Below are 25229 nucleotides of genomic sequence, written 5' to 3'. Positions count from 1 at the left end.
GTCACCGCTTCCCGGCCCGGGTCCAGAACATCCCCGGCAAGCCAACCATCTTCGAGAATCCGAGCGCGTCGGCGGCGGTCCATTCACCCGCGGCTTCGCCATAGACGCCTTTCGATGCGGCCATGATCGAGTAGGGAGATGTCACTCCCTCGACGAATGCGCTACCGGGCCGGTACAGCACTTTGACGTCGCCGGTCACGCGGGCCTGCGAGTTCACGAACAGCGCTTCGATATCGCGACACACGGGATCGAGATGCTGGCCCTCGTGCACGAGATCGCCATACGGACCTGCCACCATTTCCTTGATGCGCTGCTGCCGGCCGGTCATTACGAGCTTTTCGAGCTCGCGATGGGCGCTGATGAGCACATCGGCCGCCGGCGCTTCGAATGCGACACGACCCTTCGTGCCGATGATCGTGTCACCGAGGTGAATGCCGCGGCCGATGCCGAATTTCGCACCGATGGCTTCGAGCTTCTCGATCACCGACACCGGCTCGAGCGTCACGCCATCCAGGCTCGACGGCACGCCGTTTTCGAAGCCGATCGTGTGCGATTCCGGCGCCTGCGGATTCGAGAACGCATCCTTCGACAACACCCACGCATGATCGGGAATGCCGCCTTCGGACGTGAGCGTTTCCTTGCCGCCGATCGTCACGCCCCACAGGCCGCGATTCACGGAATACGCGGCACCGTACGGCGGGACCGTGAGCTTACGATCCTCGAGGTACTTGAGCTGTTCGGGGCGCTTGAAAGCCTTGTCGCGAACGGGTGCCAGGATCGTGAGCTCCGGCGCGAGCGTGCGCAGAGCGACTTCGAAACGCACCTGGTCGTTGCCGGCAGCCGTGCAGCCATGCGCCACGATCTTCGTGCCGAGCTTGCGCGCCCATTCAGCAATGGTCTGCGCCTGCATGACGCGCTCGGCGCCGACGCACAGCGGATACATCTGGCCGCGCTTGACGTTGCCGATGATCAGGTACTTGAGCACCTGCTCGAAGTAGCCCTTCTTTGCCTCGACGAGGATGTGATCCTTCGCACCGAGCGCGCGTGCGCGCTGATCGAGCACTTTCGCGGCGTCGGCATCGATGCCGCCCGTATCGACGGTGACCGTGATGATCGGACGACCGTAGTTCTCCGCGAGCCAGGGCACGAGGAACGACGTGTCGAGGCCACCGGAGAAGGCGAGCAGAATGGGTTCGGAGCCGGCAGGAAGCGTGTCAGTCATGGTTTCGTTTGCTCGATGAATAAGTTCTTTCCCTCCCCCGCTCCGCGAGGGAGGGCAGGAGGCGTCGATTTCAGATCCTGAAAATTTCGCGCAGGCGCTCACGCAGCTTGCGCTGCGCGCGGGCGTCTTCCGTCGCGACGAAAATGGTGTCATCGCCGGAAATCGTCCCCACGACCTCCGGCCAGTCGGACCTGTCGATGGCGACGGCGACGCTTTGCGCCGTGCCTGTCGTGGTCTTGACGACCGTCAGCGCATCGCCTGCCGTCTTCACCTCGACGACGAAGTTCGTCACGGCGCTGAAATGATTCGACGGCAGCGGCTCTTCCGCCGGCGGAATGTAGTGATCGCCCGCCTTGGCCACGCCCAGCTCGCGCAGATCCCGGCTCACGCTGGATTGCGTGGCTTCGAACCCCTGCTTATGCAGCGCCTTTACCAGCTCGTCCTGATTGCGCACGGTCGACTCCCGGATGATCCGGAGAATCGCGGCGCGACGGGGGACGGACTGGCGGAGTTCGGCGGCCATTCTTTAGCGGTGAGCGGTGAGCTACGAGCGGTGAGCCAGAGGGCAGTGCATAAAAACGCGCGTACTCTGCATAAATATGCAGAGAGAGTCAAGGGGAGGAGGCTGCGAGGCATGAGCTGTGAGCTACGAGCCATGAGCCAGAAGGGACAGGAGGGGGCGGTGGCTCGTTGCTGGCAGCTCGCCGCTCGGTCTTATCTCGCCACTTTCCTCGCCCGCCACACCCCATCCGCCGCATAAATCGCCAGTGCGGTCCAGATCATTGCGAAGCCCACGACTCTCGGGCCCGAGAAGGGTTCGTGGAAGACGAAAACGGCCAGCAGGAGCTGGATGCTGGGGCCGATGTACTGGAGCAGGCCGACGGTCGAGTAGGGGATTCGGCGGGCGCCGAAGGCGAACAGCACCAGCGGGATGGCGGTCAGAGGGCCCCCCACTGCGAGCAGGAGGTTCGTGCCGACGCCGATGTGGCCCATGACGCCCGTGCCGGCGATTTCGCACCAGATCAGGTAACCGATGCCGATCGGGAGCAGGAGCAGAGTTTCAGTGCCGAAGCCGGCGAGGGCGTCGACCTGCACGACTTTGCGAACGAAGCCGTAGAGACCGAACGAGAGCGCCAGGATCAACGCGATCCATGGCGGATGACCCGCGCTCCACGTCAGGTAAGTCACGCCGATGGCGGCGATCGCGACAGCGGTCCATTGAGCCGGATTCAGGCGTTCCGACAGGAGCACGACACCAAGAAGAACGTTCACCAGCGGATTGATGAAATAACCGAGGCTGGTCTCGACGACCCGGTTGTTGGCGATGCCCCAGACGTACGTGATCCAGTTGACGCTGATCAGCGCAGCGCTGATGAAGAGTCGGAGCCGGACGCGGGGATCGCGCAGCGCCTGGCCGATGTTCCCAATCTCGCCGCGGATCGCGAGCCAGCCGAGCGCGAATACACAGCCCCAGCTGAGACGATGCGCGGTCAGCTGCAGGACAGGGACTGCCTGCAGGAGCTTGAGATAGAGCGGCAACAATCCCCAGATGAAGAACGCAGTCGCCGCCGCGATGAGGCCGCGGGGATCGGTTTGTGGGGCTGGCAGCGCGGAGGCGCGGGTGTTCATGGGATCGGATCGGGCGACGGCGCGTGATCATAGTGCAACCGGAAGCATCGCCGCGCGTTCAGTTGCATCGGGTCGCGGCAACACAGTGTTGCCTGTCGATTCACGCCGGTAGAAGCTGTGTCCACTTCTTCGAACGTCTACATCATGACCACGAATCTCGACCTCGCCCGCCGCCTGCTCGCGCTCTCGCAATCCGGGCTGCACTTCACACCGCAAGAATACGATCGCGAGCGTTATCGCGAGATCATCGACATCGCGACCACGCTGCTCGCGGCTGAGTCGCCCGAGTCCGCGGAGAAACTGCGCAGCGTGTGGTTCGTGGAGGACGGCTACGCCACCCCGAAGATCGACGTGCGCGGCGCGATCTTTCGCGACGATCGCGTGCTGCTGGTCCGGGAAACGACGGACGGAAAATGGACGCTGCCTGGCGGCTGGGCCGACGTGAACGACAGTCCGTCGCACGCCGTCGAGAAGGAAATCGAACAGGAAACCGGCTTCACCGCCCGCGCCGTGAAGCTCGCCGCGCTCTACGACCGCAATCTTCACGAGCACCCGCCGTATCTCTTCCACGCCTGGAAGGCATTCTTCATCTGCGAGATCACGGGTGGCGAAGCCCGCACGAGCCACGAAACCGATGGCGTGGAATTCTTCTCGCTGAGCGAATTGCCCGAGCTTTCAACCGGGCGGTCGACGGCGAAGCAGATCGCAAGGATGTACGAGCATCATTTGAATCGGACGTGGGAGGCGGAGTTTGATTGAGAGGGCTCGTCGCTCACAACTCACCGCCCACTCAACACCGCCCTCAATGCCGACACCAGCGACAACGGCTGATCCAGCAACACATGATGATGTGACTCGGGAATCTCGATCGGACCGCGGCCCTTGGACAGCCTCTTTACAATCGCTCGTGCGAGCGGTGCTGGTGACACGATGCTCTTCTCGCCGTAAATCAGTGTCATCGGGACGTTGACGCGTTTCAGCACTTCTTCGGCCTGCTGGGCTTCGATGACGGGATCGTCGCGATGCGGCGTGAAGTGTTCGTCGAACTTCCAGGCCCAGCCGCCTTCGACCTGCTTCATCGAATGATGAGCGATGTAGTCGAGGATGTAAGACTCCGTGCAGTTGTGTTCCGGCACGAGCCGGAAGCGGGCGCGCGCCGCTTCGTATGTCGGATAGACATTCTTCGGTCGCGGCTGCATCGGCGGCGGACCACGGCGTACGAGTTCCGGTACGGGAATGAAGCTGTCGATCACGACCGCGCGTTCGATCAGGTGCGGGAAATCAGCGCAAGCTCGCACGACCCGAGAGCCGCCGAAGCTGTGTCCGATCAGCGTGACCGGTGAAAGCCCCGCGTGTTCGATGACGCCGACGAGATCGTGCACGTAACGCTCGGAGCTGTATTCCTTGCGATGATCACTGTCGCCCATGCCCGCGAAGTCGAGCGCAGCGACGCGAAAATGCTCGGTGAAGAACGGGGCGATGAGCGACCACCACCGCGCGTGAGCTCGGAAACCGTGCGCGAGCAGCATCCCCGGCTTGTGCGTTTCGTGCGCATTCCAGGTGAGATAGTGAATCCTTGCGCCGTCGACGTCGGCGAAGTTGGACTGCACCGGTTGCTCGATGGCGTGGGCGAACCAGGAAGGAATGGATGAGGTCATTGGCGTGTCCCGCAGGGCGGGACGTATGAAAGGTGAGGTGACGACGCGAGAACAAGAATAAGAGGCTCCGCCCCCGGCGTCATCCCTTCATCGCGCTGCCTCATCTCTCGATCGTGTACTCCGCGTCCGCGCTCTGATTTTCCCCGGCCTCCATCTTCAGGATCCACTTGTCACTGACGGTGTAGCGCAGCTTGAAGGTGTTGATCGATTCGGTGAGCGAGATGCCATAGCTGATGAAGAGTCGCGGCGACAGGAATTTGCCGAGAACGAGTGCGCTGTTGGTCTGGCCGGCCGAATTCGTGGTGCTCTCGACGCCGACTTCCTCGAGGCCGAGGCGCCGCCCGATCTGCGAGGCGATCAGGCCGCCGCCTTGCAGGGCCAGCGTGTCTTTCGCGGAGCTGATCGTCGCGGCATCACCGCTCTGCATGCTGTCGATGCCCTTGCCGACGAGCAGGTACGACATGATCGAGGTCTGCGGCATCGAGGGCTCGGAGAAGAAGGTCAGTCGCGGATCACGCAGCGTGCCGCGCACATTCATGCCGACTTTGATCGCCTCGATCTTGCGCTGGGCTTCGATGTCGAGACCGGGATCATCGAGCGGCGACGCATCGAACAGCAATCGGCCGCGCGAGATGTCGAGCTTCTGTCCATAAGCTTCGTAGCGCCCGTCGGCCACGCTGAGCTCGCCGCGTCCGACTGCGGTCTCGCCCGTGCGCACGGTGGTGCCGACGCCGCCAACGATCCTGCCTTGCAGGCCGAACGCATCGACACGTACGTCTTTGCCCATTGTGATCCGCACTTCGCTCAGGACTTGCAGACGCCCGGCTTCCTCCGCGGGAGTCTCGCCGACGTAGCGCGCATCGTCCGACACCTGAACGGCTCCAGTGAGATTGACGGGTTGAATCCGCGCTTCCGGCACGGTGACGTCGCCCGCGACATGGATCTCATTGGCATCGATGCGGAACTTGAGATCGGGCGAGGCGACGACGCGATATTCGGGCAGGTCGGCGACCAGCAGATTCTCGCCGTTGAGCGTCAGGTTGCCGTGCAGCTCGCCGCGGTCCCACAGGAAATCGCCGCCGACGTTCAACACGCCTTCGCCCGCGTTGCCGGATCCCTTGAAGTCCAGGCGATTGTTCGACAGGTTGGCGATCAGATTCAGTTTGCGCAGCGCGAGGTTCACGCGATACGAGTCGAACGCGCCGTTCGCCAGCTCGATCCGGCCGGTGATTTCCGGCCGCGCGAGGGAACCGGTGACGTCGACGTTCGCTGTCAGCAAGCCTGCTGCGTTGTCGATCTCGGTGAAGAAGATCGGCAGGATGTTCGCGTCCGCCGCACGGGCACGCACGTCGCCGGCGAGCGGGAGGTTCATCAGATCATTGCTGCCGTTTCGCTGAATGCGTGCGTTGGCGTACAGGAACGTGTCTTCGAAAGCCTGCACGCCGAGTGAGAACTTCACTTCGGCATTCGTCGCCGTGCCGGACAGACCCCCGTTGCCGAGATTCAGCGTTTCCGGTTCCGCGCCCTGCGGCTTGTAGATGATGGCGGCATCGATGATTCGCGCGCCAGCCTCGGCTTGCCATGCCTGATTCGGCGCGCCCGATGCTTTCACGCGGCCTTCGATGCGTCCCGAATACTCGGCCTCCGCGCCCGCCGGCGGAAGGAGTGCGGCGATCGGAATCTCGTAACCCGAGACTTCGCCTTCCCACGGACCGTTGCGTTGCCAGCGGCCTCCCGCGCAGAACTGGCCGTGGCCGAGTGCGATACAGAACTGCTCGAGCGATAGGCGATCCTTGGCAACGAGGAAGTTCGCGGGCTCCTTCATGATGAGCGGCTCGCCCGTCTTGCGACCGTCCGCGATGTCGGTGGCCAGCATCGTGCCGGACCAGGACTGATTCGCGTACCGTCCGTCGATGCGCATGTTCACGTGCGGATCGGGATACGTGGGGTCAGCCACGCCGGTAACGTCGATGTTCACACGATGATTCGCGGCGACACCTTCCCCGGTGATACGAAGCGTATCGATGAGCTTCTCGGTCGTACCGATCGATTGCGCAACCACCGTTATGTTCGAAGGATTCTGGCCGCCCAGGTCGACATCGCCGTCCGCGGTGATCGATGCGACACGCCACTCGTTGTAGCCGAGGCCTTCGCCCCGGATGTGCGCGATGACATGCGGGGCCTTCACGGAGCCCGTCGCGGTCGCGGTGAGATTCACGCTTCCCCGGGCGTCGGGAAGGAATGTCTGCAGCGAGCCCGCATTCAGCGTGACGCGTGCATCGACTCTGTCGCCGAGTGTTCCATTGGCGGCCAGGCGCGCATCGCCCATGTGCAGTTGCACGTTATGGGCAGACCAACTGTTGCGGGTGCGTTGAACGCGCCCGGCGCCGCGGACCGGCTGCCCACGCAACGTTCCGGTCAGGTTCGCGAGCGTCGCGTCGAAGCGCGCCTGCTTGTCGAACCCCTGACCCTGCGCGTCGAGCTTGAAGCTGAGCCTGCCGCCGAAATCCTTGTGAATCTGCGTGGGATCGACATCGGTAGCGGCGACTGCCAGCTTCCACGCCCGCGGTTCCGGAAACTGCAGTGAGGCCGAGCCCGTCATGGAGCCTGCCAGTGCATTCAACGTGTACTCGGCGATCGCAATGTTGTCCGAGGCGATCACGCCGCGGGCCCGCACGTCACCTTCGACGGGCGTTTCCGTCTTCATGAGGTCGGGCGGCAACGAGACCCGCGCGTTGACGGTGTAGTCATAGGGCAACTCGCCGGCGAGCGTCATCTCGCCCTGCTTGCTGCTCACGACTGGCGCCTTGTCGAGCGGCCACTGCAGATCGGTCCAGTTTCCTTTCGCTTCGATCGTCGGCTTGTCGCCGTCGAAAGTGATCGTGCCCGCTGCGTGGAGTCGCGCGCTGGTTTCATTGACGCCCACATCCGCGGACGCGATGTCGAGCACGCGCTGCGCGTACGTCCCTTGCACGTCGATCGTGAGATCGCGGCCGGAGAGCTCGGGCACACCTATGTTGCCGGCTGCGCGAATTCCTTCCGGCCTCGCATCGACGTTCAGCGCGATGTTGCGGAACGAGAGCGGCGGCTCGTCCATCCACGGTTCCAGCGAAACCGCGGGCGATGCGACGTTGCCCTGAATGCGCCAGCGATTCTCCGGACGGGTGAGTGTTGCTTCGGCATTGAGAACGTTCGGCCGCAGCACCGTGGCCTGGATTGCGAGCTGATCGATCGTGCCGCTGACTTGCGCGCTGCCGGCGACTTCGGTGCCGCGTTCCATGCGCACTTGCCCGTCGATTCTTCCTTCCAGTCCCAGCGGCCGGCCCGCACGCAATCGCACGTTCCCTGTCAGCCCGAATTGCGGTGCTTCGACGATGAGATCGCGCCCGCGCAGATTCCTTGGGCTGATCCGCACGCGGCCGCGAACGCGCGTCGCATCGACGACCGTGCCGTCGATATTCACGTAGCGGACGCCTGCCAGGTCCAAGCCGCGTGCATCGATTCGCAGGAAGCTGGGCAGAAAGCGCATCGGCTTCGTGGACGGCGGCGATGGCGGCGCATCGCGGATTTCCACCAGAGCGTCGCGGGCGGTGAGCGAGGAGACCCGGATCGTCTGCAGGATCAGTTCGCGAACCTGCAGCGTCGAGGTGATGTCATGAACGACGACGTGGACGTTGGGATGATCGAGCTCGAACCGATCGACATGGATCGTCCCGGCGAGCGTTCCCGAGAGTCCTTCGATGCGCACGCCGAGGCGCTCGAGGCGATGCAGCTGCGAGCTGACCATCGACAGCCCGGCGGGCGTGTACAGCAGCGTGCCGATGAGCGCGACCGGCGCCACGACCAGCACTGCCAGGATGATGATGAATATCCACTTCCGCACGACGTTGCGCTGTCTCTAGTTATCCGTGCTCGCTAGAACAGGGTCGAGATGTACAGGTGCACGCGAGGGTTGCGACCCGATATCGACAAGGGTTGGGCGACGTCCACGCCGAAGCTGGCCACTGCGATGTGCCATCGGACGCCGAGGCCGGCTGAGTACTGAATGTCCGGCGCATCGAAACTGTTGAAGGCGTTGCCGAAGTCGGAGAACACGGCGAGCCCGAAGTTGCGGGGCAGCGCGCGCTCGACCTCCAGGGTCCCGGTGACGAGGTGCCGGCCGCCGATGCTGTTGCCGGCGGAGTCCAGCGGCGAAAGCTCGTTCAACCCAAAGCCGCGAACGCTGCGATCGCCACCCGCGAAGAAACGTTGCGAAGCCGGCAGCTCCTGGAAGTCCTCGACCCAGCTCGTACCGAACTCCAGGCGTCCGCGCGCGCTCCAGCGCTCCGAAATCGCATAGATGCGCTCGACCTGCGAACGGAACTGCAGGAATGACGCGTCGGAACCCAGCGTCGCGGGAGATCCGCGAAGTTCCGCATAGACGCTGTAAGGTCGCCGCTTGCCGCCGAGCACGTAGCTTGGCAGCGTGGCGAAACTGATTCCGGGGATGATCAGGAACTGGTTGGTGTCGGGTTCCGGGGAGTCGGGCGGAAAGATCGTTTCTTCCTGCGACAGCGTGACGAACATGACGCGTTGCCAGCGTCCGATCACTTGCGTGAGCCCTGCGCCGACCTCGGCGCGCCTGCTCTCCGTATCGCCGAGCTCTTCATCGCGGAGCGCGGCGCCGAACTCGAGCTTCTCCAGCGCGACATCCATCACCGGAATGACGTAGCGACCGGAGATCTCGTTGAGCACCGACGATGCGGTGAGCTCCACCTTCGCCCGGTGGCCGTGTTCATTGACGCGCCGGTCATCCCACGTGAACTTGCCGCGAGCCCGCGTATCGGTCGCATAGCCGAGGCTCGCCCCGTAACGATGGCGGCGATTCGGCTGAGCGCGCACGGTGATCGGCACGGTCCGGGCCTGCTGATCGGCGTCACCACTGTCGATGTCCACGGCCTTGAAGTACTGGCTGTCGTCGAGCACGTACTGCGTCCGCAGCAGCGAATCGAGCGTGTACGGATCGCCTTCCTTCATGCGCAGCATCCGGCGCATCGCATCGTCTGTGATGACGGTCTGCTCGGTCGTGATCTTGCCGTAGTGATACCGCTGGCCGGTATCGACTTCGATGACGATGGTGGCGCGGCGTGCTTCGCGATCGATCAGCAGCTCATTCTTCGTGAGCTTCGCTTCGAGGTAGCCGTCGTTCTTCGCCGCGCGCACCAGCGAACCTTTGACGAGCTCATACGTGCCATGGTTGAGGCGCAGTCCGGGCTTCAGGACCTTCGCTTCCAGGATCTCGTGAATCGCCCGTTCATCCTTGCCCGGTCCAGTCACGTTCACCGACACGTCCGACAGCCGGACGGGACGGCCGGGCGTGACGTGAATCGTGACTTTCCAGTCCTCGCCGTTGCGAGCGACTTCGTGCGTGACTTCCGGTTCGTAGTAGCCCAGCGGTTCGAGCGCACGGCGTGTTTCCGAAACGATGCGGCGCTGCAGGCGCGACATCACTTCGGGTGTCACGTCCGTTCGATCGGCATAGCGAGTGAGACTGAGGAAGGCGCGGACGTTGGTTTCGATCGCCGGCGTGGTGTCCGGGATCTCGATCGCGATCTTCGCGTGAACGGGCAGCGCAACGCATGCGCCGAACGCAGCCAGCAGGCTTGCCGCAACCCGGATGGCAGGGCGAGTCTTCCGCGTCGCGGCGAACCCCTGCGGTCCCGGGATGCGGCATAGAATCATTCGGGCGATGAATCGAACGAAGTGTCCGCAGCGGTGACGGCGTTGGGATCTTCGGCTTCGAACCAGACTTCCGGTACTTCCGCGCTGGTGAACTCGAACCGGCTCGTGCCGGTCTGCACGCCGGCGGAATCGAAGCGCCGCTCGTGAAGGACGGTGCGGCCATTGCGTTCCACCAGCAACAGGCTCGAGCAACGCGTGCCATAGCGCTCGTTGACGATGAAGGGCGACGAGACGACGCGTTCCCAGTCCGCCGGCAGGCCGGTGGAGGGCAGGTTGTCGGCGGGCGCCTGTTCGCGATCGGAGAGCATGGCAAAGAGATCGTCGGCAGCGAGGTCAGGTTCCGCCAGCAGCTTCGAGAACCGTTCGCGCGTTCGCGCGAGCTTGGGCCACGGCGTGTCCAACAGGTGATTGCTCAGGCCGTAGATGCCCGGTGCGAGTGCTGTCGGTGCTTTGGAGCCGCGGTTCGAGAAGTAGTAGAGCGCCCGTGTGCCGCCGACCAGCAGGTTGAAGCCCGAGTAGCGGAGCGCCGCGCCGCGCAGATCGTCCAGGAATTCCTTCGGCGAGGTCGCGCCGGTGAGGAAGCGGGGAATCAGGTTGCCGCGCGACGGGGCGCCTTCGACCGGTGCCTGCAGGTCGCGGTAGTTCGTCACGACGCCGAATCGCCCCGAGCGCGCAACGCCCAGCCAGGTGCCGCTGGCCTTCAGATCGCGTCCGCCGAGGATGCGCGGGTCGTCCTGCCACCAGTTCAAGGGCGTGGCGGCGCGGTCGTGAAATTCATCGCGGTTGCCCGCCAGCACGAGGCGGTAGCGGGGGTGCGATTTCCAGGCAAGAACGAGTAGGCACATGGAGAAGCGGTTAGCGGTTGGCGGTTGGCGGATGGTAAGAGACGGAAGCCGAATCAGGGCTGAATCCCGACGGGTCCAGGTGCCGGATTCTACGGTACCGATCCGATCTGCGGCAGGAGGCTACCTTGGCGGCGTGGGTCGGACGGGTGATGTCCAGAGCCGGGCGTGCGGCTCTTGCCGCAGGGGTGTCGCGGAGCCCGCGTCGTACCAGTCTTCGATGAGGCGGAAGGAGATGGAGTGGGTGGTCGGCAGGGCCACTTCGCCGGCGGCGATCTGTGCCCGGGTGAGCCAGCGAACGTCCTCCAGCTCGTCGTCCATTCGCCGAATCTCCGTACGCGATGCGTGGGCAGTGAAGCCGAGCATGAGCGAAGAGGGAAAGGGCCAGGGCTGGGAGGAGTGATAGTCGACCGCGTCGATCTCGACGCCGGTCTCTTCCCGGACTTCGCGCGCGACGGCGTCTTCGAGACTCTCACCGGGTTCGACGAAGCCCGCGATCGTCGAATAGCGGCCGGGGGGCCAGGCGGCTTGGCGCCCGAGCAGTGCGCGTTCGCCGTCAGTCACGAGGACGATGACGGCGGGATCGATGCGCGGGAACTGCTGATTGCCGCATTGCTCGTTGCCGCAGCGACGGACGTGACCGCCTTCCGCCGAGACGGTCGGCGAACCGCAGCGGCCGCAGAAGCGATGGCGTTCGCGCCAGAGAACCATGGCCCGCGCGTATGCCAGCACGCCGGCTTCGTCCCGCACGAGGTCGCCCGCGACGCCCCGCAGGTCCACGAACTCGGCGGACGGATCGAACCCTGGTGTCTGCGCCGGCGGCAGTTCGATCGCGAAGCAGAGCTGGCCGCGGAACTCGCCGAGCAGAATGACTTCCTGGGTCTCGGTTGTCCCGAAGTGTGTCAGTCCCGTTACGAACTGAGCCGCGAAGCCCTGATCCAGATGCGCGACGAAGCTCTGAGTGCGCCATACGGGTACGAAGAGCGTCGCGGGGTTCTCGAGTGCCGCGCGCAGTTGCATCTCATCTTTGCGCAGCTGCGAGAGCCGTTCGAGATAGGGGCCGGCAAGAAAATTGGGAACCGTTCGGGGCGACGCCATGGCGGTGAGGATTTTACTCCACCGACATGGCGTTCATGTTGAAGTCCTCGATCACGTCCGCAGCGAGTGCAGCGACGGTCGTATACGTACAGGACGTCGGATGCGCGATGTCGTCGAGCACTGTGCTTCATTCGCCTTCAGTTCGCAGAAGGGACAGCCGCGCCGAAGCGTACTCATCCGGTCGCGCAGGTATCGGCTCTGGCAATGACGGCATCGGGCGGCATTGAGTGTCGATCCCCGGCTGAGCGCAAGCAGCAGGAACCATGCGTGCTCGAACGAGATGCGCGCGTCGTGCATGAGCTGCCGATGCGTTTCGTACGCATCGCAGAACCGCTGTCCATAGGCGAGCGAGTGGTCTTCGCCGGTTTGCCGCTGGCGATGCACGAGATCGAACGCGGTCAGCACGCTGCCGAGGCACGATGCTTCGAACTGGATCTCGACGTTGCGGGTGAAATACTGCGCTTGTCGCGGTGATTTGCCGCGTCGCCGCCGGACCGCGACGCCGGACCGATGCTGCGAGAACGTCTTGTAGAGCCTGCGGATCCGGTCGTCGGTCAATCCGGTGCAGGAGCGGATGGTGCACGTGCGTGCTTCGTGGCGGATCATGCGCAGCGCCAGGTCGTGACGGCGCCGGTCGCGAAAATAAAGATCGTTGCTGATTTGCATGGACTCTCCCTGTCCGTTGGTTTGCCGATGAGTTCGTTGCGAAGCCGCGGTTCATCCGTGAATGCGCTGCTTCGACGGTTAGTTTGCAAGGAGATTGACCGCTCCGTAAAGGCTCCTGTCTAATCCCCGACGTCCACACTCGTACAAGGATTCGTATGTCTGCTCACAACACGGAAGTTGTGCCCGGCACCTGCCTGCCCGTTCTCGGGCCCGCGCTGCTGTTGCGCACTCGGGAACTCAATCTGGATTATGTTCGGCTTCTGCTCGCGGAGCGGGCTCCATCGACCGAATCGTTGAGCGACAAAGTTCTCGACGGACTGTCGCAGCTTTCCGCTGCGGCGCGCGGCGCGCTCGCCGGGTGTTCGTACACGCTCTTCTCGCTCGGCTTCGACGACATCCGGTTCTGGGGGGCAGCGCTCAGTGGCGGATCCGCGGACGATCCCGGCGACCGCTATGGAGACGACGGCGTCCCTTCGATGCAGAGTGCGTTCTGCGAAGTCGCACTGTTCTTCGCGTGGCACATCTCGCAGCTGAACCCGCTGGCGGCGCGCGTGTTGTTTGCGATGCCGGGCGCCATCGAGGAGCAGTTGGCGGCTGCGCCGCTCTGGCACCTTCGGCGAATCGCGCTCGACTATCCCGGCCTGCTCGTGCCTCGCTGGCCGCACAACCCCGCGTTCTGGCCGGACCTGGTGCGGTTCGCTGCCTCAGCCGATCCGCGATTGCTGACAGCCCAGCTTCTGGGGCATCAGTTGATCGCCTCGGAACTTGATGGATCACTGGTGCGTGGCGCGCGGCCGCGCTTGAGCTTGCGGCGGCGAAGGCAGGATGCGCCGCGCGCGTGAGCGCCTGCTCAGGGCTTGCGCTGGTCTCGATCGGCCTTGCCGGGCCGCAACGAGCTCGCGCGCGACAGCGCGTCAGAGCCAAAGCGCGCGCGAATCGTATCGATGGTCGCGTCGAGTTCGCGGTTGCGCTGCGCTTCGGGGACCGCGAACAGATCGAGCTGCGACGCTTCAGTCAGATCGCGCGCGCCGACACCCAGCAGTCGGATTGCTGCGCGGGGCTGATCTTCGAGCCACTCGTCGAGAAGCTCAGCGGCGGCCGCAGCGAGCGGTTTCGTTTCCTGCGTCGGCGGGCGAACGGCTTGCTGGCGCGTGTACGTGCGAAAGTCCTTGCGGCGAATCTTGACGACCACCTGGCCCGCGAGCCAGTTGCGACTGCGCAGCCGCGTCGCCATCCGATCGGCGAGTGCCGCCAGTTCAGCATGCAATTGCTTTCGGTCCGTGAGATCGGTGTCGAACGTTTCTTCGGCACTGATCTGCTTCTCATCCCAGTCGGCGATCACGGGCCGGTCGTCGATACCCGCGGCACGAGCCTTCATGCGCGACGCGTAGCGTCCGAAGATGGGTTGCAACGCCGCTTCGGGCGCCTGGCGCAGATCCGCCAGCGTACGAATGCCGATCCGCTCCAGGTGGGGGGCCGTCTTTTCGCCGATGCCGAAGAGCTTCCGGATCGGCAAAGGATCGAGCACGGCAGTCACCGACTCCGGGCTCACCACAACGAGACCGTCCGGCTTGCGCAGATCGGACGCAATCTTGGCCACGAGCTTGTTCGGCGCCACGCCGACGGATGCCGTCAAGCCGGTGCGTTCGACGATCAGCGCTTTGATCCGGCGAGCGATCGTCTCCGCGGAGCCGAGCGCGGTCTGACTCGCGGTGACATCGAGAAAGGCCTCATCGAGCGACAAGCCTTCGACCAGCGGCGTGAACTCGCGAAATACGGCGAACACGGTTGCCGACACGGACTTGTAGCGATCGAACCGCGGCGGGACGCAGATCGCGTGTGGACAACGCCGCATCGCGTCGCGCGTCGGCATCGCGGACCGCACGCCGTATTTGCGCACTTCATAGCTCGCGGCGGCGACGACGCCGCGATTGCCGCTCCCACCCACGATCACAGGCTTCCCCCGCAGCTCGGGATTGTCGAGCTGCTCGACGGATGCGTAGAAGGCATCCATGTCGACGTGGAGGATGGAAGGCACTGCCTCACTTCACCGTGATCGTGATCTTCTTCGACACCACCGCTGGATCGTGCGGCACGTGGATCTGGTCACCGAGCAAGAGCTGCAGCGTGTGCTTGCCAGGCTTCAGCTCGAGCGTCGTTTCCGTCTGGCCCTTGCCGAAGTGCACGTGATTGGCGTCCGCGGGGATCGGCTTGTCGAGCGGAGGCAGGTCCGCGTCCACGACCAGGTGATGATGACCCGCGCCGTCGAAGGCGATGCCGGCAGGGACGACGCCCATGCCCTTCAGGCCGAACTTCACTGTGATCGGGCTCGTCACCGTCGCGCCATCGACCGGCGCGATGAAATAGAGCTCCGCACCCGCGGGCGAAGGGGTCCGCTTGATCTGGGCAGCCGCGATGGCTGCGACGCCGACAGCGAGCGCTGCGGCAATGAACAGTCGTTTCATTGTTGGATTTCTCCGGTCGAAGTTTCGGAATGAAACTTACCCGGAGGATTCTAGCGTGAATCAGTGCAGCGTCAGGGCGGTGAAGATCACGAGGCCGCCCAGCGTCAGGAGCAGGCTCGCGAGATAGAAGAGAGTGAGCAGCACGAATTTGAGGAAAGTCACGAATCCGCTCTGGCCGTAGACGCGCCGCATCGCCCGATACAGATACCAGGGCACGTAGCCCGTCAGGGCGAGATTGACGAGGCTGCTGAGCCATTCGCCGTTGAACCAGCCGAATATCCAGTCGAGCCCGTTGCCGAGCGTGATGGCGAGGAAGACGAACGCGTGGAAGTGCACGAAGAACAGCAGATGTTCGGCGTAGAAGCGGCGCGAGCCGAGATAGAGCAGCTTGGCCCAGAGCGCGATCACGGGCAGGAAGATGAACATCATGTGCGGCACGTGATGCCAGAACGCCGTCCCGAATCGCTGGCCGTTGTCGGCAAAGACGTTGCGGCATGCTTCGAGCGCGCGTTCGCGATTCGCTCCCTCGGCCGGAAGCATCCAGCCGAGCGCCTGCGAATTGCACGGCGTCAGGATGCTGGTAACGACGTCTCGTTGCTGCGCCGCAGGGACGTCGCGCAGTGCGTTCAGCACGTGGTTTCGCGTTTGCTCCCGCTGCGCTTCGGGTGCGCGGGAGATCAGTTGCTCCAGCAGTTGTCGCGCTGCCGGATCGATCGGAGCATCAGTAGCTGGGGTGGCGGGGGCCGGTGCGGCAGCGTCGGTCTGGATCGTGGTCGGAACCGCGACCCCCGATCCCGAGAGCGATGTGAACAGAAAGAAGATCAGCGACAGAACGATGTAGAGCCGGAAAGGCGGCGTATAAGTGACCCGCTTTCCGCGCAGATACTCCGTCGTCAGGAATCCCGGATTGAAGAGCAGCGGCTTGAGCGTGCGCCAGACGCGATGATCGGCGTGAAACAGGTCTTCGATGAATTCGCCGATCATCTTCGGCGTTGAATGCACGTGGTGTTGCACGTGCTGGCCGCAGCGGCTGCAGTATTCGCCGGTGACTACTGCGTCGCAATTGAGGCAGCGGTCCCCGCCGTAAACGGGAGGCTCGGGCGGGGACGGGCCGTTCAAGCGTTACCGACGCGCGCGAACCGGACGTCTTCCTTGGCGACGCCGGCTGCCAGTTCGCTCGTGTCGAAGTCGTCGACATGGATCAGATCCATGACGCGCCGGTCGTAATCACGCAGCACGGCAGCCTCCGTCTCGGACAGGATGCCGGCGGCGAGCGCCTGCTGAATCTGTCCGGGGAGGTCGAGTGCTGTAATGCGACCGGTCTTCACGCCTTCCACTCTCACGCGCTTCTCCAATGGCTCGGCAGTGTCTGCCAACACCAGCGCTTCGTGCAACAGGCCGAGCGGATTGCCCGGCTCGACCGTGCGGTAGATGCCGTGCGTGGCCCGGTCGCGAGCCGGTGTCGAACGCAGGACCGCATCGACGATGCGCTGGCCGAGCGGATCGCTCGGCGCGTGGTACGTCTGGCCGCGCGGGAAAATGAAGAAGCGCATGAACGCAGCGAGGAAGCGGATCGGGAAATTGCGCAGGAAGCTGTGCAGTTGTTCCTGGGCGCGGTAGAGCAGGTTGCGGCAGGCCCATTCGACGAGCGGCAGGTCTTCTTCGTTCGCGCCCTGGTTGTGATAGTGCTTGAGCACCATCGAGGCGAGATACATCGAAGAGAGCACGTCGCCGAGGCGGGCCGACAGGCTTTCCTTCTTCTTCAGGTAACCGCCGAGCGACAGCATGGCCACGTCGGTCGCGAAGGCGAACGAGGCGCTGAAACGGTTGATGTGCTGGAAGTAGCGCTGCGTCGCGCCGCCCTCCGGCACGCTCGAGAAGCGGGCGAGCGTCAGCGCCATCACCAGCGAGCGAACGGCGTTGCTGATCGTGAAGCCGATGTGTCCGAAGAGCGCCTTGTCGAATTCCTTCACACCACGCCGCTTGTCCTTGTCGCGTGCCGCTTCCATTTCCTTCAGGACGAACGGATGGCAGCGGATCGCGCCCTGGCCGAAGATGATGAGACTGCGCGTGAGCAGGTTCGCGCCTTCGACTGTGATGGCGACCGGCACCATTTCATAACCTCGCCCCAGGTAGTTCTTCGGACCGAGGCAGATGCCCTTGCCGCCGTGCACGTCCATCGCATCGTTGGCGATGACACGCGCGAACTCGGTTGCGTGGAATTTCAGCATCGCGGCAGGTACGGAAGGCTTCTCGCCGCCGTCGATTGCGCCCGTCGTAACGGAGCGTGCTGCATCGACGATGTACGTGTAGCCGGCCATGCGCGCGATCACTTCGCCGACGCCTTCGAAGTTACCGACGGAGGTATTGAACTGCCGGCGGATGCGCGCATACGCGCCGGTTGCGAACACGGCCGCCTTGGCAGCGCCCGTCGCACTCGAGGGCAGCGAGATACAACGGCCGACCGACAACTGCTCGACGAGCATGCGCCAGCCCTGGCCCGCCATCTTCATGCCGCCGATGAGGAAGTCGAGCGGCACGAACACGTCCTTGCCGAGAATCGGTCCGTTCTGGAACGGATTGTTGAGTGGGAAGTGGCGACGGCCGATCGTTACGCCTGCGGTGTTGCGCGGGATGAGTGCGCACGTGATGCCGTACTCCGTGCGCTCGCCGATCAGCTTGTCCGGATCGAACAGCTTGAAGGCGAGACCGACGACTGTCGCGACCGGGGCGAGCGTGATGTAGCGCTTCGAGAAGTTGAGGCGCACACCCACGATCTCGCGGCCTTCATATATTCCCTTGCAGACGACGCCCGTATCCGGGATCGAGCCCGCATCTGAACCTGCGCGCGGACCTGTGAGCGCGAAGCAGGGAATCTCTTCGCCTCGCGCGAGGCGCGGCAGATAGTAGTTGCGCTGTTCGTCCGTCCCGTAGTGCAACAGCAACTCACCGGGGCCGAGTGAGTTCGGCACCGCGACGGTCGACGCAACGACGCCTGAGCGGCTCGACAGCTTCACGAGCACGCAGGAGTGAGCGTACGCGGAGAATTCGAGACCGCCGTACTTCTTCGGGATGATCATCGCGAAGAAGCCTTTGCTCTTCAGGTAATCCCAGATGTGCGGCGGCAGATCGGCGCGTTTGTGAGTGATGTCCCAGTCGTCGACCATCCGGCAGAGCTCTTCGCACGGTCCGTCGAGGAACGCCTGCTCCTCCGCGGACAATCGCGGCGGCGCGGCGGACATGAGTTTTTCCCAGTTCGGCCCGCCGGTGAACAACTCGCCATCCCACCACACCGTGCCTGCTTCGAGCGCGTCCTTCTCCGTCTGCGACATCGACGGCAGCATGCGCCGGTACGTGCGCAGGAACGGACGGCTGATGAAGCGGACGCGGAATGCGTCGATGTTCAGGAGCACGAGCAGTGCGAGCACCCCCCACAACGCGATCAGCCACGCGAAGCTGCCGGCGCCGAACCACGTGTACGCGAGTAGACCGGCTGCATACGTAAATGTCGCAGTCAGCAGCGAGACGCGCTGATAGGCGAGGACGAGTGCGCCGATGAAGAAGACGAGAAACCAGATGACGCTGCTCACGGGAGGAAACCTCGGATTGGGCCGCTGGCGACTGGCTGCTGGCAGGCTGACCAGAGCGGAGTAGAACGAGTCGTGACACTAGCTCGCGATTGCGCGAGCGGCAAGCGCAGTGCAACGCGATCACTGTCGGACAATCCGGCTACGACGCGTGGATGTGACAAATCGCGCATCGATGCGCCAAAAAGAAAACGGCGAGGTGACTCTCGTCACGCTCGCCGTTTCTATTTTCTGGCCAGCCGCCAGAAGCCAGTCGCCTCTTAGATCAGCTCTTTCACTCCGTCGCGCTCTTCCAGCAATTCCTTGTGCGTCGCTTCCATCCGCTGGCGGCTGAAGTCGTTCACGCTGAGGCCCTGCACGATCTGGTAATCGCCGTTCTTGCACGTGACCGGGAAACCATAGATCACGCCAGCAGGAATTCCATAGCTGCCATCCGACGGCACGCCCATGCTGACCCAGTCGCCATCGGCCGTGCCCTTCACCCAATCGCGAACGTGATCGATCGCAGCGGATGCAGCAGATGCTGCTGAAGAAGCGCCGCGCGCCTTGATGATCGCTGCGCCGCGCTGCTGCACGACGGGGATGAACGTCTCGGCGTACCACTTCTGATCGACGAGCGAGAGCGCGGGCTTGCCGTCGACGGTCGCATGATGCAGATCGGGGTACTGCGTCGCCGAGTGATTGCCCCAGATGATCGCCTTGCGGATGTTGTTGAAGTGCACGCCGGTCTTCTCGGACAACTGCGACAGCGCGCGGTTGTGATCGAGGCGGACCATCGCGGTGAAGTTGCGTGCATTGAGGTTCGGTGCATTGCGCTGTGCGATCAGCGAGTTCGTGTTCGCGGGGTTGCCGACGACGAGCACGCGCACGTTGCGATCAGCGACGGCATCGAGGGCCTTGCCCTGCGCCGAGAAGATCTGCGCATTCGCCAGGAGCAGGTCCTTGCGTTCCATGCCCGGGCCGCGGGGCCGCGCGCCGACCAGCAGTGCGACGTTGCAATCCTTGAACGCGACCTTGGCGTCATCCGTCGCGACGATCTTGTTGAGCGTCGGGAACGCGCAATCGTTGAGCTCCATCACCACGCCCTGCAGCGAACCCAGGGCCGGCGTGATTTCGAGCAGGTGCAGGTTGACGGGCTGATCGGGGCCCAGCATCTGTCCTGACGCAACGCGGAAGGCGAGGGCATAGCCGATCTGGCCGGCGGCGCCGGTGATCGCGACATTGACGGGACTCTTCATGGGATTCCTAAGCTCCAGCTGATCGTGGGGTTACCGCGCAAAACGGGGCGCGAATTCTAACCAACTCGATACCCCGCGGCCCGGGGGAAACGGGCCGCGCGCACAATTCCTTCCAAAGGAACGGGTCGCCGGCCCGCCCGTCGTCTGCCAGAAAGCCGGCAACAGACTGAAACAAAAAGAGAATCCGGTCCGGGGAAGGCGCCTGGCAGCGGGTCAGGCGAGCCCGCGCTGCAACGGAACAATTCCGGACTGCGAGCCCTTTGGTTCTGCTGACGGGCCGATTCGGGCGGCCCGACAAGAATTAGCGGAGGTCCCCCGGCATGAGCCGCCTGGTCTGTGTATCGAATCGAATCAGTCTGCCGCGCAAATCCGCGGCACCAGGCGGTCTGGCGGTGGGGGTGCTGAGCGCGCTGAAGCGCACCGGCGGACTCTGGTTCGGCTGGGGCGGCGACACCATCGGCCACGAGCCTGGTGATCCGGATCAGCTCATTCGCGACGGCGTGACCTACGCGACGATCGATCTCAGGACGCGCGACTTCGAGCTCTACTACAACGGCTACTCGAACCAGATGCTGTGGCCGCTGTTTCATTACTTCCTGCGAGGCATGCGCTACAGCGTCGAAGAGCGCGACGCGTACGAGTCGGTGAATCGTCTGTTCGCGCAGAAGCTGCTGCCGCTGCTGCAGGAGCGCGATCTCATCTGGGTGCACGACTATCACCTGATCCCGCTCGGCCGGCAGCTGCGCGAAGCGGGAGTGCGTCGACCGCTCGGCTTCTTCCTGCACATTCCGTTTCCCAACATCGAAATGCTGCGCGTGCTGCCGACGTATGCCGAGCTGCTGCGCGATCTCACTCACTACGATGTCGTCGGCTTCCAGACGCAGAACGACCTGAAGGCGTTCTATTCGGGCATCGAGCACCTGTTCGGCGCGGAAGCGATCCGCAGCGACGGTCGCATTCGCGTCGGCGACAGGGTGCTCCGGGCTGACGTGTTCCCGATCGGTGTCGACGTCGCGAGCGTGCAGAACGAGGCGGTCGAAGCCATGTCGTCGGATGTGGTCCGCCGCATGTACGACAGTCTCATGGGCCGCCACCTGATGGTGGGTGTCGACCGGCTGGACTACAGCAAGGGACTCCCGGAGCGCTTCTCCGCATATCAGCACTTTCTCGAGACCTATCCCGAGAACTCCGGCCGCATCACTTATCTGCAGATCGCGCCGCTGTCGCGCAGCGACGTGAAAGCGTACGTCGAGATTCGCCAGGCGCTCGAGCAGGCGGCCGGACGAACGAATGGCCGGTTCGCCGATACGGACTGGACACCCATCCGGTATCTGAATCGCAACTTCCCGCACTCGACGCTCATGGGGCTGCTCCGCTCCGCGCATGTGGGCATCGTCACGCCGCTGCGCGACGGCATGAACCTCGTCGCGAAGGAATTCGTCGCAGCCCAGAATGCGGACGATCCCGGTGTCCTGGTCCTCTCGACGCTCGCCGGCGCCGCGCGAGAGCTCAATTCAGCGCTGCTCGTGAATCCCTATGACAGTCGCGCGGTGGGTCATGCGATCCAGGCCGCCTTGTCGATGCCGCTGCCGGAACGGCGCGAACGTCACGCTGCGATGTTGCAGACGTTGAAGCGCAACGACATTGCATCGTGGTCACGCCGCTTCGTGGAGGCGCTGGAGAAGGCAGATGGAACGGATACGCGCGTGAGGGCGATTGGAAACGGGAGCTGAGGCCGCTCGCGCTTCCTTATTTATCGGCCTCGGGGCCGGCATCCAGGGCCGCGTTAGCGTGCTGCCAGACACGCTGCACTGGAACCGCGAGCTCGAGGTCCTCCTTGTCCAGCATCTCGATGATCCGCAGATTGATGTCCTGCTGGATGTCCATGTAGACCCCGTAGGCGGGCGTGGTCACGAAGTAGACCGTTTCGAAATCGAGCGAACCGGCACCGATGCGTGAGAAGTGCGAGCGGTCGAATCGTGTGTTCTCGTGCGATTCCACGATTGCGCGCAGGGCGCCTGGAATCTTCTTGAGCCTGTCGGGCGGCGAGTCGAGTGCGACGCCGATGGTGAACGCAATGCGGCGCTCACGCATTCTGCCGAAATTGCGCAGGCGGCTCTTCAGCAGATCCGCATTCGACATGACGATCTGTTCACCGTTGACGCTGCGCAGGCGCACGCTCTTGATGCCGATCTGTTCGACCGTGCCGTTGATGTCATCGACCGCGATGGCGTCGCCCACGACGAACGGCCGATCGAGCGTGATCGACAGCGACCCGAGCAGATCGCCCAGCACGTTCTGGACGGCCAGTGCGACTGCTATGCCGCCGATGCCGAGGCCGGTGACGAGCGCTGTGATATTGACGCCGAGGTTGTCGAGAGTGAGCAGCAGCACGATCGTCCAGATCAGCGCGCGCACCACGAAGCTGATGATGCCGAAGGAGCCCGCGGCCGCTCGATCGTGCTGCAAGGCGTCCGCCTGCTTGCGCATGAGCCACGCCGTGACTGCCGTGCTGATCCAGATGCCGACCTGCCAGAAGGCGCTGATGGTGAGCAGCGTCAGCAGCAGCCTTGCGACTTTCGGAGGCAGCGTCAGAACGGTCGATGCGATGTAGAGCGAAAGGATGATCAGGAAGAACACGCCCGTGTGGCTTGCCACCTTGAAGGGCAGTTCCAGCAGCTCGGTCTGCGGCGTCGCCGCCAGTCGCTCATAGCGTGCGCGAACAATGCGCCGGATCAGCATCGTCACGAGGAAGACACCCACCAACAGGCCCGCGGCGAGGGTCCACTGCCACACGGTGTTGTCGAAATAGGTCTGGTCGAGGAGCTCGGTGACCTCGGTCATTCATCTCTCCGGGCATTGTCAGGGCGGCGCAGGGGTCGCGATGATAAACGCTGAGCACATCGATACAAATCGCGGCGCTGCCCCGTGGATATTCCGGAGAGGATGCCTGCGAGGGGGCCTTTGTTCCCGGCGATGTCGGCTTCCCCTGCGGCCGCGCGCCCTCTGCTACGATCCACGCGACCCGTCCGATCGGGACCCGACTGCCACGTGCTACTCGAATCACAACAATCCGGCGATTCCCTGACACTGCGGCTGAGCGGTGACTGGTGTATCGAGAATATCCGCGAGGTCGAGGCTGCGGTGGCCGAAATACCGGCCGACGGCAAGGGCACTGTGCATGTCGATGGCAGCGGCGTCTCGAAATTCGACATGTCCGGTGCCTGGCTCCTGCATCAGCGCCTCGACGCGCTGCGCACAGCCGGGGCGAACGTCGAGTTTTCCGGCCAGCAGCCCGAAGTGTTCCATTTCCTCAAAGAGATGGCCGAACGCGAATGCGCGCCGGTCAGGACTTCCGATGAGGATGCGGCGCCGCTGCGCGATGGCCTTGCGTGGATCGGACGGCGTGCCGTCCAGCAAGGGATCCAGACTCGCGACGCCGTTGGCTTCTTCGGACACGTTTCGCTGACACTCGGCCGTTCGCTGCGCAGCTTGCGGAGCCTGCGCATTCCGTCGATCGCGCGACACGTCTACGAGACCGGCATCCAGGCGATCCCGATCGTGTCGCTGATCGCATTCCTGATCAGCGTCATCGTGGCGTATCTCGGCGCTCAGCAATTGCAGCAGTTCGGCGCGGAGATCTACACCGTCGATCTCGTTGCGATCGCGGTGCTGCGCGAGATGGGCGTGCTGTTGACCGCCATCATCGTCGCAGGTCGTTCCGGCAGCGCGTTTGCCGCCGAGATCGGCGTCATGCGGCTCAATGAGGAAGTCGACGCGTTGCAATCGATGGGCGTCGACTATTTCGAAGTGCTCGTACTACCGAGGGTGATCGGATTGGTCATCGCGTTGCCGCTGCTCACGATCATCGCCGATGCGATGGGATTGGCCGGGGGTGCGCTGCTGTCGTCCTTGCTGCTCGATATCTCACTCACACAGTTCATCCCGCGCGTGCAGGCGGCGCTGGCGCCGACGACGTTCTGGGCCGGCCTGATCAAAGCGCCGGTGTTTGCGCTGCTCATCGCAATGGTAGGCACGTACCGCGGCATGCAGGTGCGCGACTCGTCGAGGGAACTCGGCCGGTTGACGACCGTTGCCGTCGTGCAATCGATCTTCCTGGTGATCTTCGCGGATGCGGTGTTTGCGGTGGTTTATGTGCAGCTGGATTTTTGAAGAGGCGGCGAGCAAGTAGCGACGAGCTGCGAGCCAGAGACAGATGGCGGAGAGACAACAGAATCAGAGGGTGAGGAGGCCGGAGGAAGCGGCCAATTCGGCTGCGCGTGGTGCCCCGGTGATTTCGGTGCGCAACGTCGTCAACCGTTTCGGGCGCCAGGTCGTTCACGACGGCGTCAGTCTCGACGTCTATCCCGGCGAAGTGCTCGGTATCGTGGGCGGATCGGGCAGCGGGAAGTCGGTGCTGCTGCGGACGATGCTCGGGCTGCATCGGCCGAATGCGGGCGAGGTGCTGATCGAGGGCAAGGACATCATGAAGATGTCCAATGAGGAACTGCTGGCGGTGAAGCGTCGTTACGGCGTCACGTTCCAGCACGGTGCGCTTTTCAGCTCGCTGACGGTTGCCCAGAACATCCAGCTGCCGATTCATGAGTACTACAAGGCATCGGAAGAAGCGCTCGATGCGCTCGCGAAGCTGCGCCTCGCGATGGTCGGGCTTTCGGCGGACGCTTGTACGAAACTGCCGTCGCAACTGTCCGGCGGCATGGTCAAGCGAGCCGCGCTCGCACGAGCGCTGGCCCTCGATCCGACCCTGTTGTTCCTGGATGAGCCGACCGCGGGGCTTGACCCCATCTCGGCGGCGGAGTTCGACCAGCTCGTGCTGTACCTGCAGCGCGGCCTGCATCTCACGGTCGTCATGATCACGCACGACCTGGATACGCTGGTCACGACCTGCGACCGGGTTGCCGTGCTGATTGACAAGAAAATCGTGGCCGATACGCTCGAAGGCATCATGGCCAACCCCCATCCGTGGATCCAAGAGTACTTTCATGGGCCGCGCGCCCGCGCGGTGCAAGCCCCAAAGGACGAAAAATGATCTCTGCTCTTGCCTCTTCCTTCTGGCTGGCGGCTCGCAGCTAGCGGCTCGCG

Annotated in this window: 20 protein-coding genes; 5 read left to right on the top strand and 15 right to left on the bottom strand. The window is 63.8% G+C overall.

From position 1 onward, the window contains the following. Position 1 precedes the first annotated feature (1 nt). The 3 genes from argG to rarD form a co-directional block, all read right to left on the bottom strand. Positions 2 to 1222 (bottom strand): argininosuccinate synthase, encoded by a 1221-nt coding sequence (argG, locus tag HNQ60_RS07835; RefSeq protein ID WP_184330489.1) that lies wholly within the window; start codon positions 1220 to 1222, stop codon positions 2 to 4. A gap of 70 nt (positions 1223 to 1292) precedes the next feature. Beyond that, positions 1293 to 1745 carry an arginine repressor gene (locus HNQ60_RS07830; RefSeq protein ID WP_184330488.1) on the bottom strand — a complete coding sequence of 151 codons (453 nt, stop codon included), beginning with the start codon at positions 1743 to 1745 and terminating at the stop codon, positions 1293 to 1295. Positions 1746 to 1936: 191 nt separating this feature from the next. Beyond that, positions 1937 to 2851, bottom strand: coding sequence for an EamA family transporter RarD (gene rarD / locus HNQ60_RS07825; protein WP_184330487.1), 915 nt, complete (start codon positions 2849 to 2851; stop codon positions 1937 to 1939). Positions 2852 to 2968: 117 nt separating this feature from the next. On the opposite strand from rarD, the gene HNQ60_RS07820 reads away from it, so the two are divergent. Continuing rightward, positions 2969 to 3610, top strand: coding sequence for an NUDIX hydrolase (locus HNQ60_RS07820; RefSeq protein ID WP_221304088.1), 642 nt, complete (start codon positions 2969 to 2971; stop codon positions 3608 to 3610). A gap of 20 nt (positions 3611 to 3630) precedes the next feature. On the opposite strand, the gene HNQ60_RS07815 is transcribed toward HNQ60_RS07820, so the two are convergent. The 6 genes from HNQ60_RS07815 to HNQ60_RS07790 form a co-directional block, all read right to left on the bottom strand. Continuing rightward, positions 3631 to 4509, bottom strand: a complete 879-nt coding sequence (locus tag HNQ60_RS07815; RefSeq protein WP_184330486.1) for an alpha/beta fold hydrolase — start codon at positions 4507 to 4509, stop codon at positions 3631 to 3633. Between the two features lie 100 nt (positions 4510 to 4609). Further along, on the bottom strand, positions 4610 to 8392 hold the full coding sequence (locus HNQ60_RS28040; protein ID WP_184330485.1) for a translocation/assembly module TamB domain-containing protein: 3783 nt from the start codon (positions 8390 to 8392) through the stop codon (positions 4610 to 4612). Positions 8393 to 8424: 32 nt separating this feature from the next. Next, entirely contained in the window at positions 8425 to 10230 is a 1806-nt protein-coding gene (locus tag HNQ60_RS07805; protein ID WP_184330484.1) for an autotransporter assembly complex protein TamA, read from the bottom strand. Continuing rightward, complete coding sequence (locus HNQ60_RS07800; RefSeq protein WP_184330483.1) at positions 10227 to 11075, bottom strand: NRDE family protein; 849 nt, start codon at positions 11073 to 11075, stop codon at positions 10227 to 10229. The genes HNQ60_RS07805 and HNQ60_RS07800 overlap by 4 nt, the downstream gene beginning before the upstream one ends. A gap of 120 nt (positions 11076 to 11195) precedes the next feature. Next, positions 11196 to 12170 (bottom strand): NAD(+) diphosphatase, encoded by a 975-nt coding sequence (gene nudC / locus HNQ60_RS07795; protein WP_184330482.1) that lies wholly within the window; start codon positions 12168 to 12170, stop codon positions 11196 to 11198. Between the two features lie 51 nt (positions 12171 to 12221). Next, positions 12222 to 12836 (bottom strand): FlhC family transcriptional regulator, encoded by a 615-nt coding sequence (locus HNQ60_RS07790; RefSeq protein WP_184330481.1) that lies wholly within the window; start codon positions 12834 to 12836, stop codon positions 12222 to 12224. 155 nt (positions 12837 to 12991) lie between these two features. On the opposite strand from HNQ60_RS07790, the gene HNQ60_RS07785 reads away from it, so the two are divergent. Then, complete coding sequence (locus HNQ60_RS07785) at positions 12992 to 13678, top strand: hypothetical protein (RefSeq protein ID WP_184330480.1); 687 nt, start codon at positions 12992 to 12994, stop codon at positions 13676 to 13678. Positions 13679 to 13686: 8 nt separating this feature from the next. Here the strand turns inward: HNQ60_RS07785 and HNQ60_RS07780 are convergent, their stop codons facing one another. The 5 genes from HNQ60_RS07780 to HNQ60_RS07760 form a co-directional block, all read right to left on the bottom strand. Further along, positions 13687 to 14874, bottom strand: coding sequence for a DNA polymerase IV (locus tag HNQ60_RS07780; RefSeq protein ID WP_184330479.1), 1188 nt, complete (start codon positions 14872 to 14874; stop codon positions 13687 to 13689). A gap of 4 nt (positions 14875 to 14878) precedes the next feature. After that, positions 14879 to 15301, bottom strand: coding sequence for a DUF4399 domain-containing protein (locus tag HNQ60_RS07775; RefSeq protein ID WP_184330478.1), 423 nt, complete (start codon positions 15299 to 15301; stop codon positions 14879 to 14881). A gap of 60 nt (positions 15302 to 15361) precedes the next feature. Then, positions 15362 to 16303: a DUF3667 domain-containing protein gene (locus HNQ60_RS07770; protein WP_184330477.1), complete on the bottom strand. Its 942-nt coding sequence runs from the start codon at positions 16301 to 16303 to the stop codon at positions 15362 to 15364. 113 nt (positions 16304 to 16416) lie between these two features. After that, positions 16417 to 18891: an acyl-CoA dehydrogenase gene (locus tag HNQ60_RS07765; protein ID WP_184330476.1), complete on the bottom strand. Its 2475-nt coding sequence runs from the start codon at positions 18889 to 18891 to the stop codon at positions 16417 to 16419. Positions 18892 to 19148: 257 nt separating this feature from the next. Then, entirely contained in the window at positions 19149 to 20126 is a 978-nt protein-coding gene (locus tag HNQ60_RS07760) for a malate dehydrogenase (RefSeq protein WP_184330475.1), read from the bottom strand. A 320-nt stretch (positions 20127 to 20446) separates the two neighbouring features. On the opposite strand from HNQ60_RS07760, the gene HNQ60_RS07755 reads away from it, so the two are divergent. Next, on the top strand, positions 20447 to 21859 hold the full coding sequence (locus HNQ60_RS07755; protein WP_184330474.1) for an alpha,alpha-trehalose-phosphate synthase (UDP-forming): 1413 nt from the start codon (positions 20447 to 20449) through the stop codon (positions 21857 to 21859). A 16-nt stretch (positions 21860 to 21875) separates the two neighbouring features. Here HNQ60_RS07755 and HNQ60_RS07750 read toward each other — a convergent pair whose 3' ends face one another. Further along, positions 21876 to 22970, bottom strand: a complete 1095-nt coding sequence (locus tag HNQ60_RS07750; protein ID WP_184330473.1) for a mechanosensitive ion channel family protein — start codon at positions 22968 to 22970, stop codon at positions 21876 to 21878. Positions 22971 to 23177: 207 nt separating this feature from the next. On the opposite strand from HNQ60_RS07750, the gene HNQ60_RS07745 reads away from it, so the two are divergent. Both HNQ60_RS07745 and HNQ60_RS07740 read left to right on the top strand, forming a co-directional pair. After that, a complete protein-coding gene (locus HNQ60_RS07745; RefSeq protein WP_184330472.1) occupies positions 23178 to 24299 on the top strand; it encodes an MlaE family lipid ABC transporter permease subunit in 1122 nt (373 codons plus the stop codon). A 127-nt stretch (positions 24300 to 24426) separates the two neighbouring features. Next, positions 24427 to 25176 (top strand): ABC transporter ATP-binding protein, encoded by a 750-nt coding sequence (locus HNQ60_RS07740; RefSeq protein WP_322096849.1) that lies wholly within the window; start codon positions 24427 to 24429, stop codon positions 25174 to 25176. Positions 25177 to 25229: the final 53 nt, after the last annotated feature.

This window comes from Povalibacter uvarum (genome assembly GCF_014202975.1).
GTDB lineage: Bacteria > Pseudomonadota > Gammaproteobacteria > Steroidobacterales > Steroidobacteraceae > Steroidobacter > Steroidobacter uvarum.
Note: the sequence above shows the minus strand (reverse complement) of the source record. Positions and strands in the feature narration are given on the sequence as shown.

Coding starts and splice junctions, on each gene's coding strand:
- HNQ60_RS07785 (WP_184330480.1), top strand. CDS start 12,992: ATGTCTGCTCACAACACGGAAGTTGTGCCCGGCACCTGCCTGCCCGTT.
- argG (WP_184330489.1), bottom strand. CDS start 1,222: ATGACTGACACGCTTCCTGCCGGCTCCGAACCCATTCTGCTCGCCTTC.
- HNQ60_RS07790 (WP_184330481.1), bottom strand. CDS start 12,836: ATGCAAATCAGCAACGATCTTTATTTTCGCGACCGGCGCCGTCACGAC.
- nudC (WP_184330482.1), bottom strand. CDS start 12,170: ATGGCGTCGCCCCGAACGGTTCCCAATTTTCTTGCCGGCCCCTATCTC.
- HNQ60_RS07775 (WP_184330478.1), bottom strand. CDS start 15,301: ATGAAACGACTGTTCATTGCCGCAGCGCTCGCTGTCGGCGTCGCAGCC.
- rarD (WP_184330487.1), bottom strand. CDS start 2,851: ATGAACACCCGCGCCTCCGCGCTGCCAGCCCCACAAACCGATCCCCGC.
- HNQ60_RS07805 (WP_184330484.1), bottom strand. CDS start 10,230: ATGATTCTATGCCGCATCCCGGGACCGCAGGGGTTCGCCGCGACGCGG.
- HNQ60_RS07830 (WP_184330488.1), bottom strand. CDS start 1,745: ATGGCCGCCGAACTCCGCCAGTCCGTCCCCCGTCGCGCCGCGATTCTC.
- HNQ60_RS07750 (WP_184330473.1), bottom strand. CDS start 22,970: ATGACCGAGGTCACCGAGCTCCTCGACCAGACCTATTTCGACAACACC.
- HNQ60_RS07815 (WP_184330486.1), bottom strand. CDS start 4,509: ATGACCTCATCCATTCCTTCCTGGTTCGCCCACGCCATCGAGCAACCG.
- HNQ60_RS07760 (WP_184330475.1), bottom strand. CDS start 20,126: ATGAAGAGTCCCGTCAATGTCGCGATCACCGGCGCCGCCGGCCAGATC.
- HNQ60_RS07755 (WP_184330474.1), top strand. CDS start 20,447: ATGAGCCGCCTGGTCTGTGTATCGAATCGAATCAGTCTGCCGCGCAAA.
- HNQ60_RS07800 (WP_184330483.1), bottom strand. CDS start 11,075: ATGTGCCTACTCGTTCTTGCCTGGAAATCGCACCCCCGCTACCGCCTC.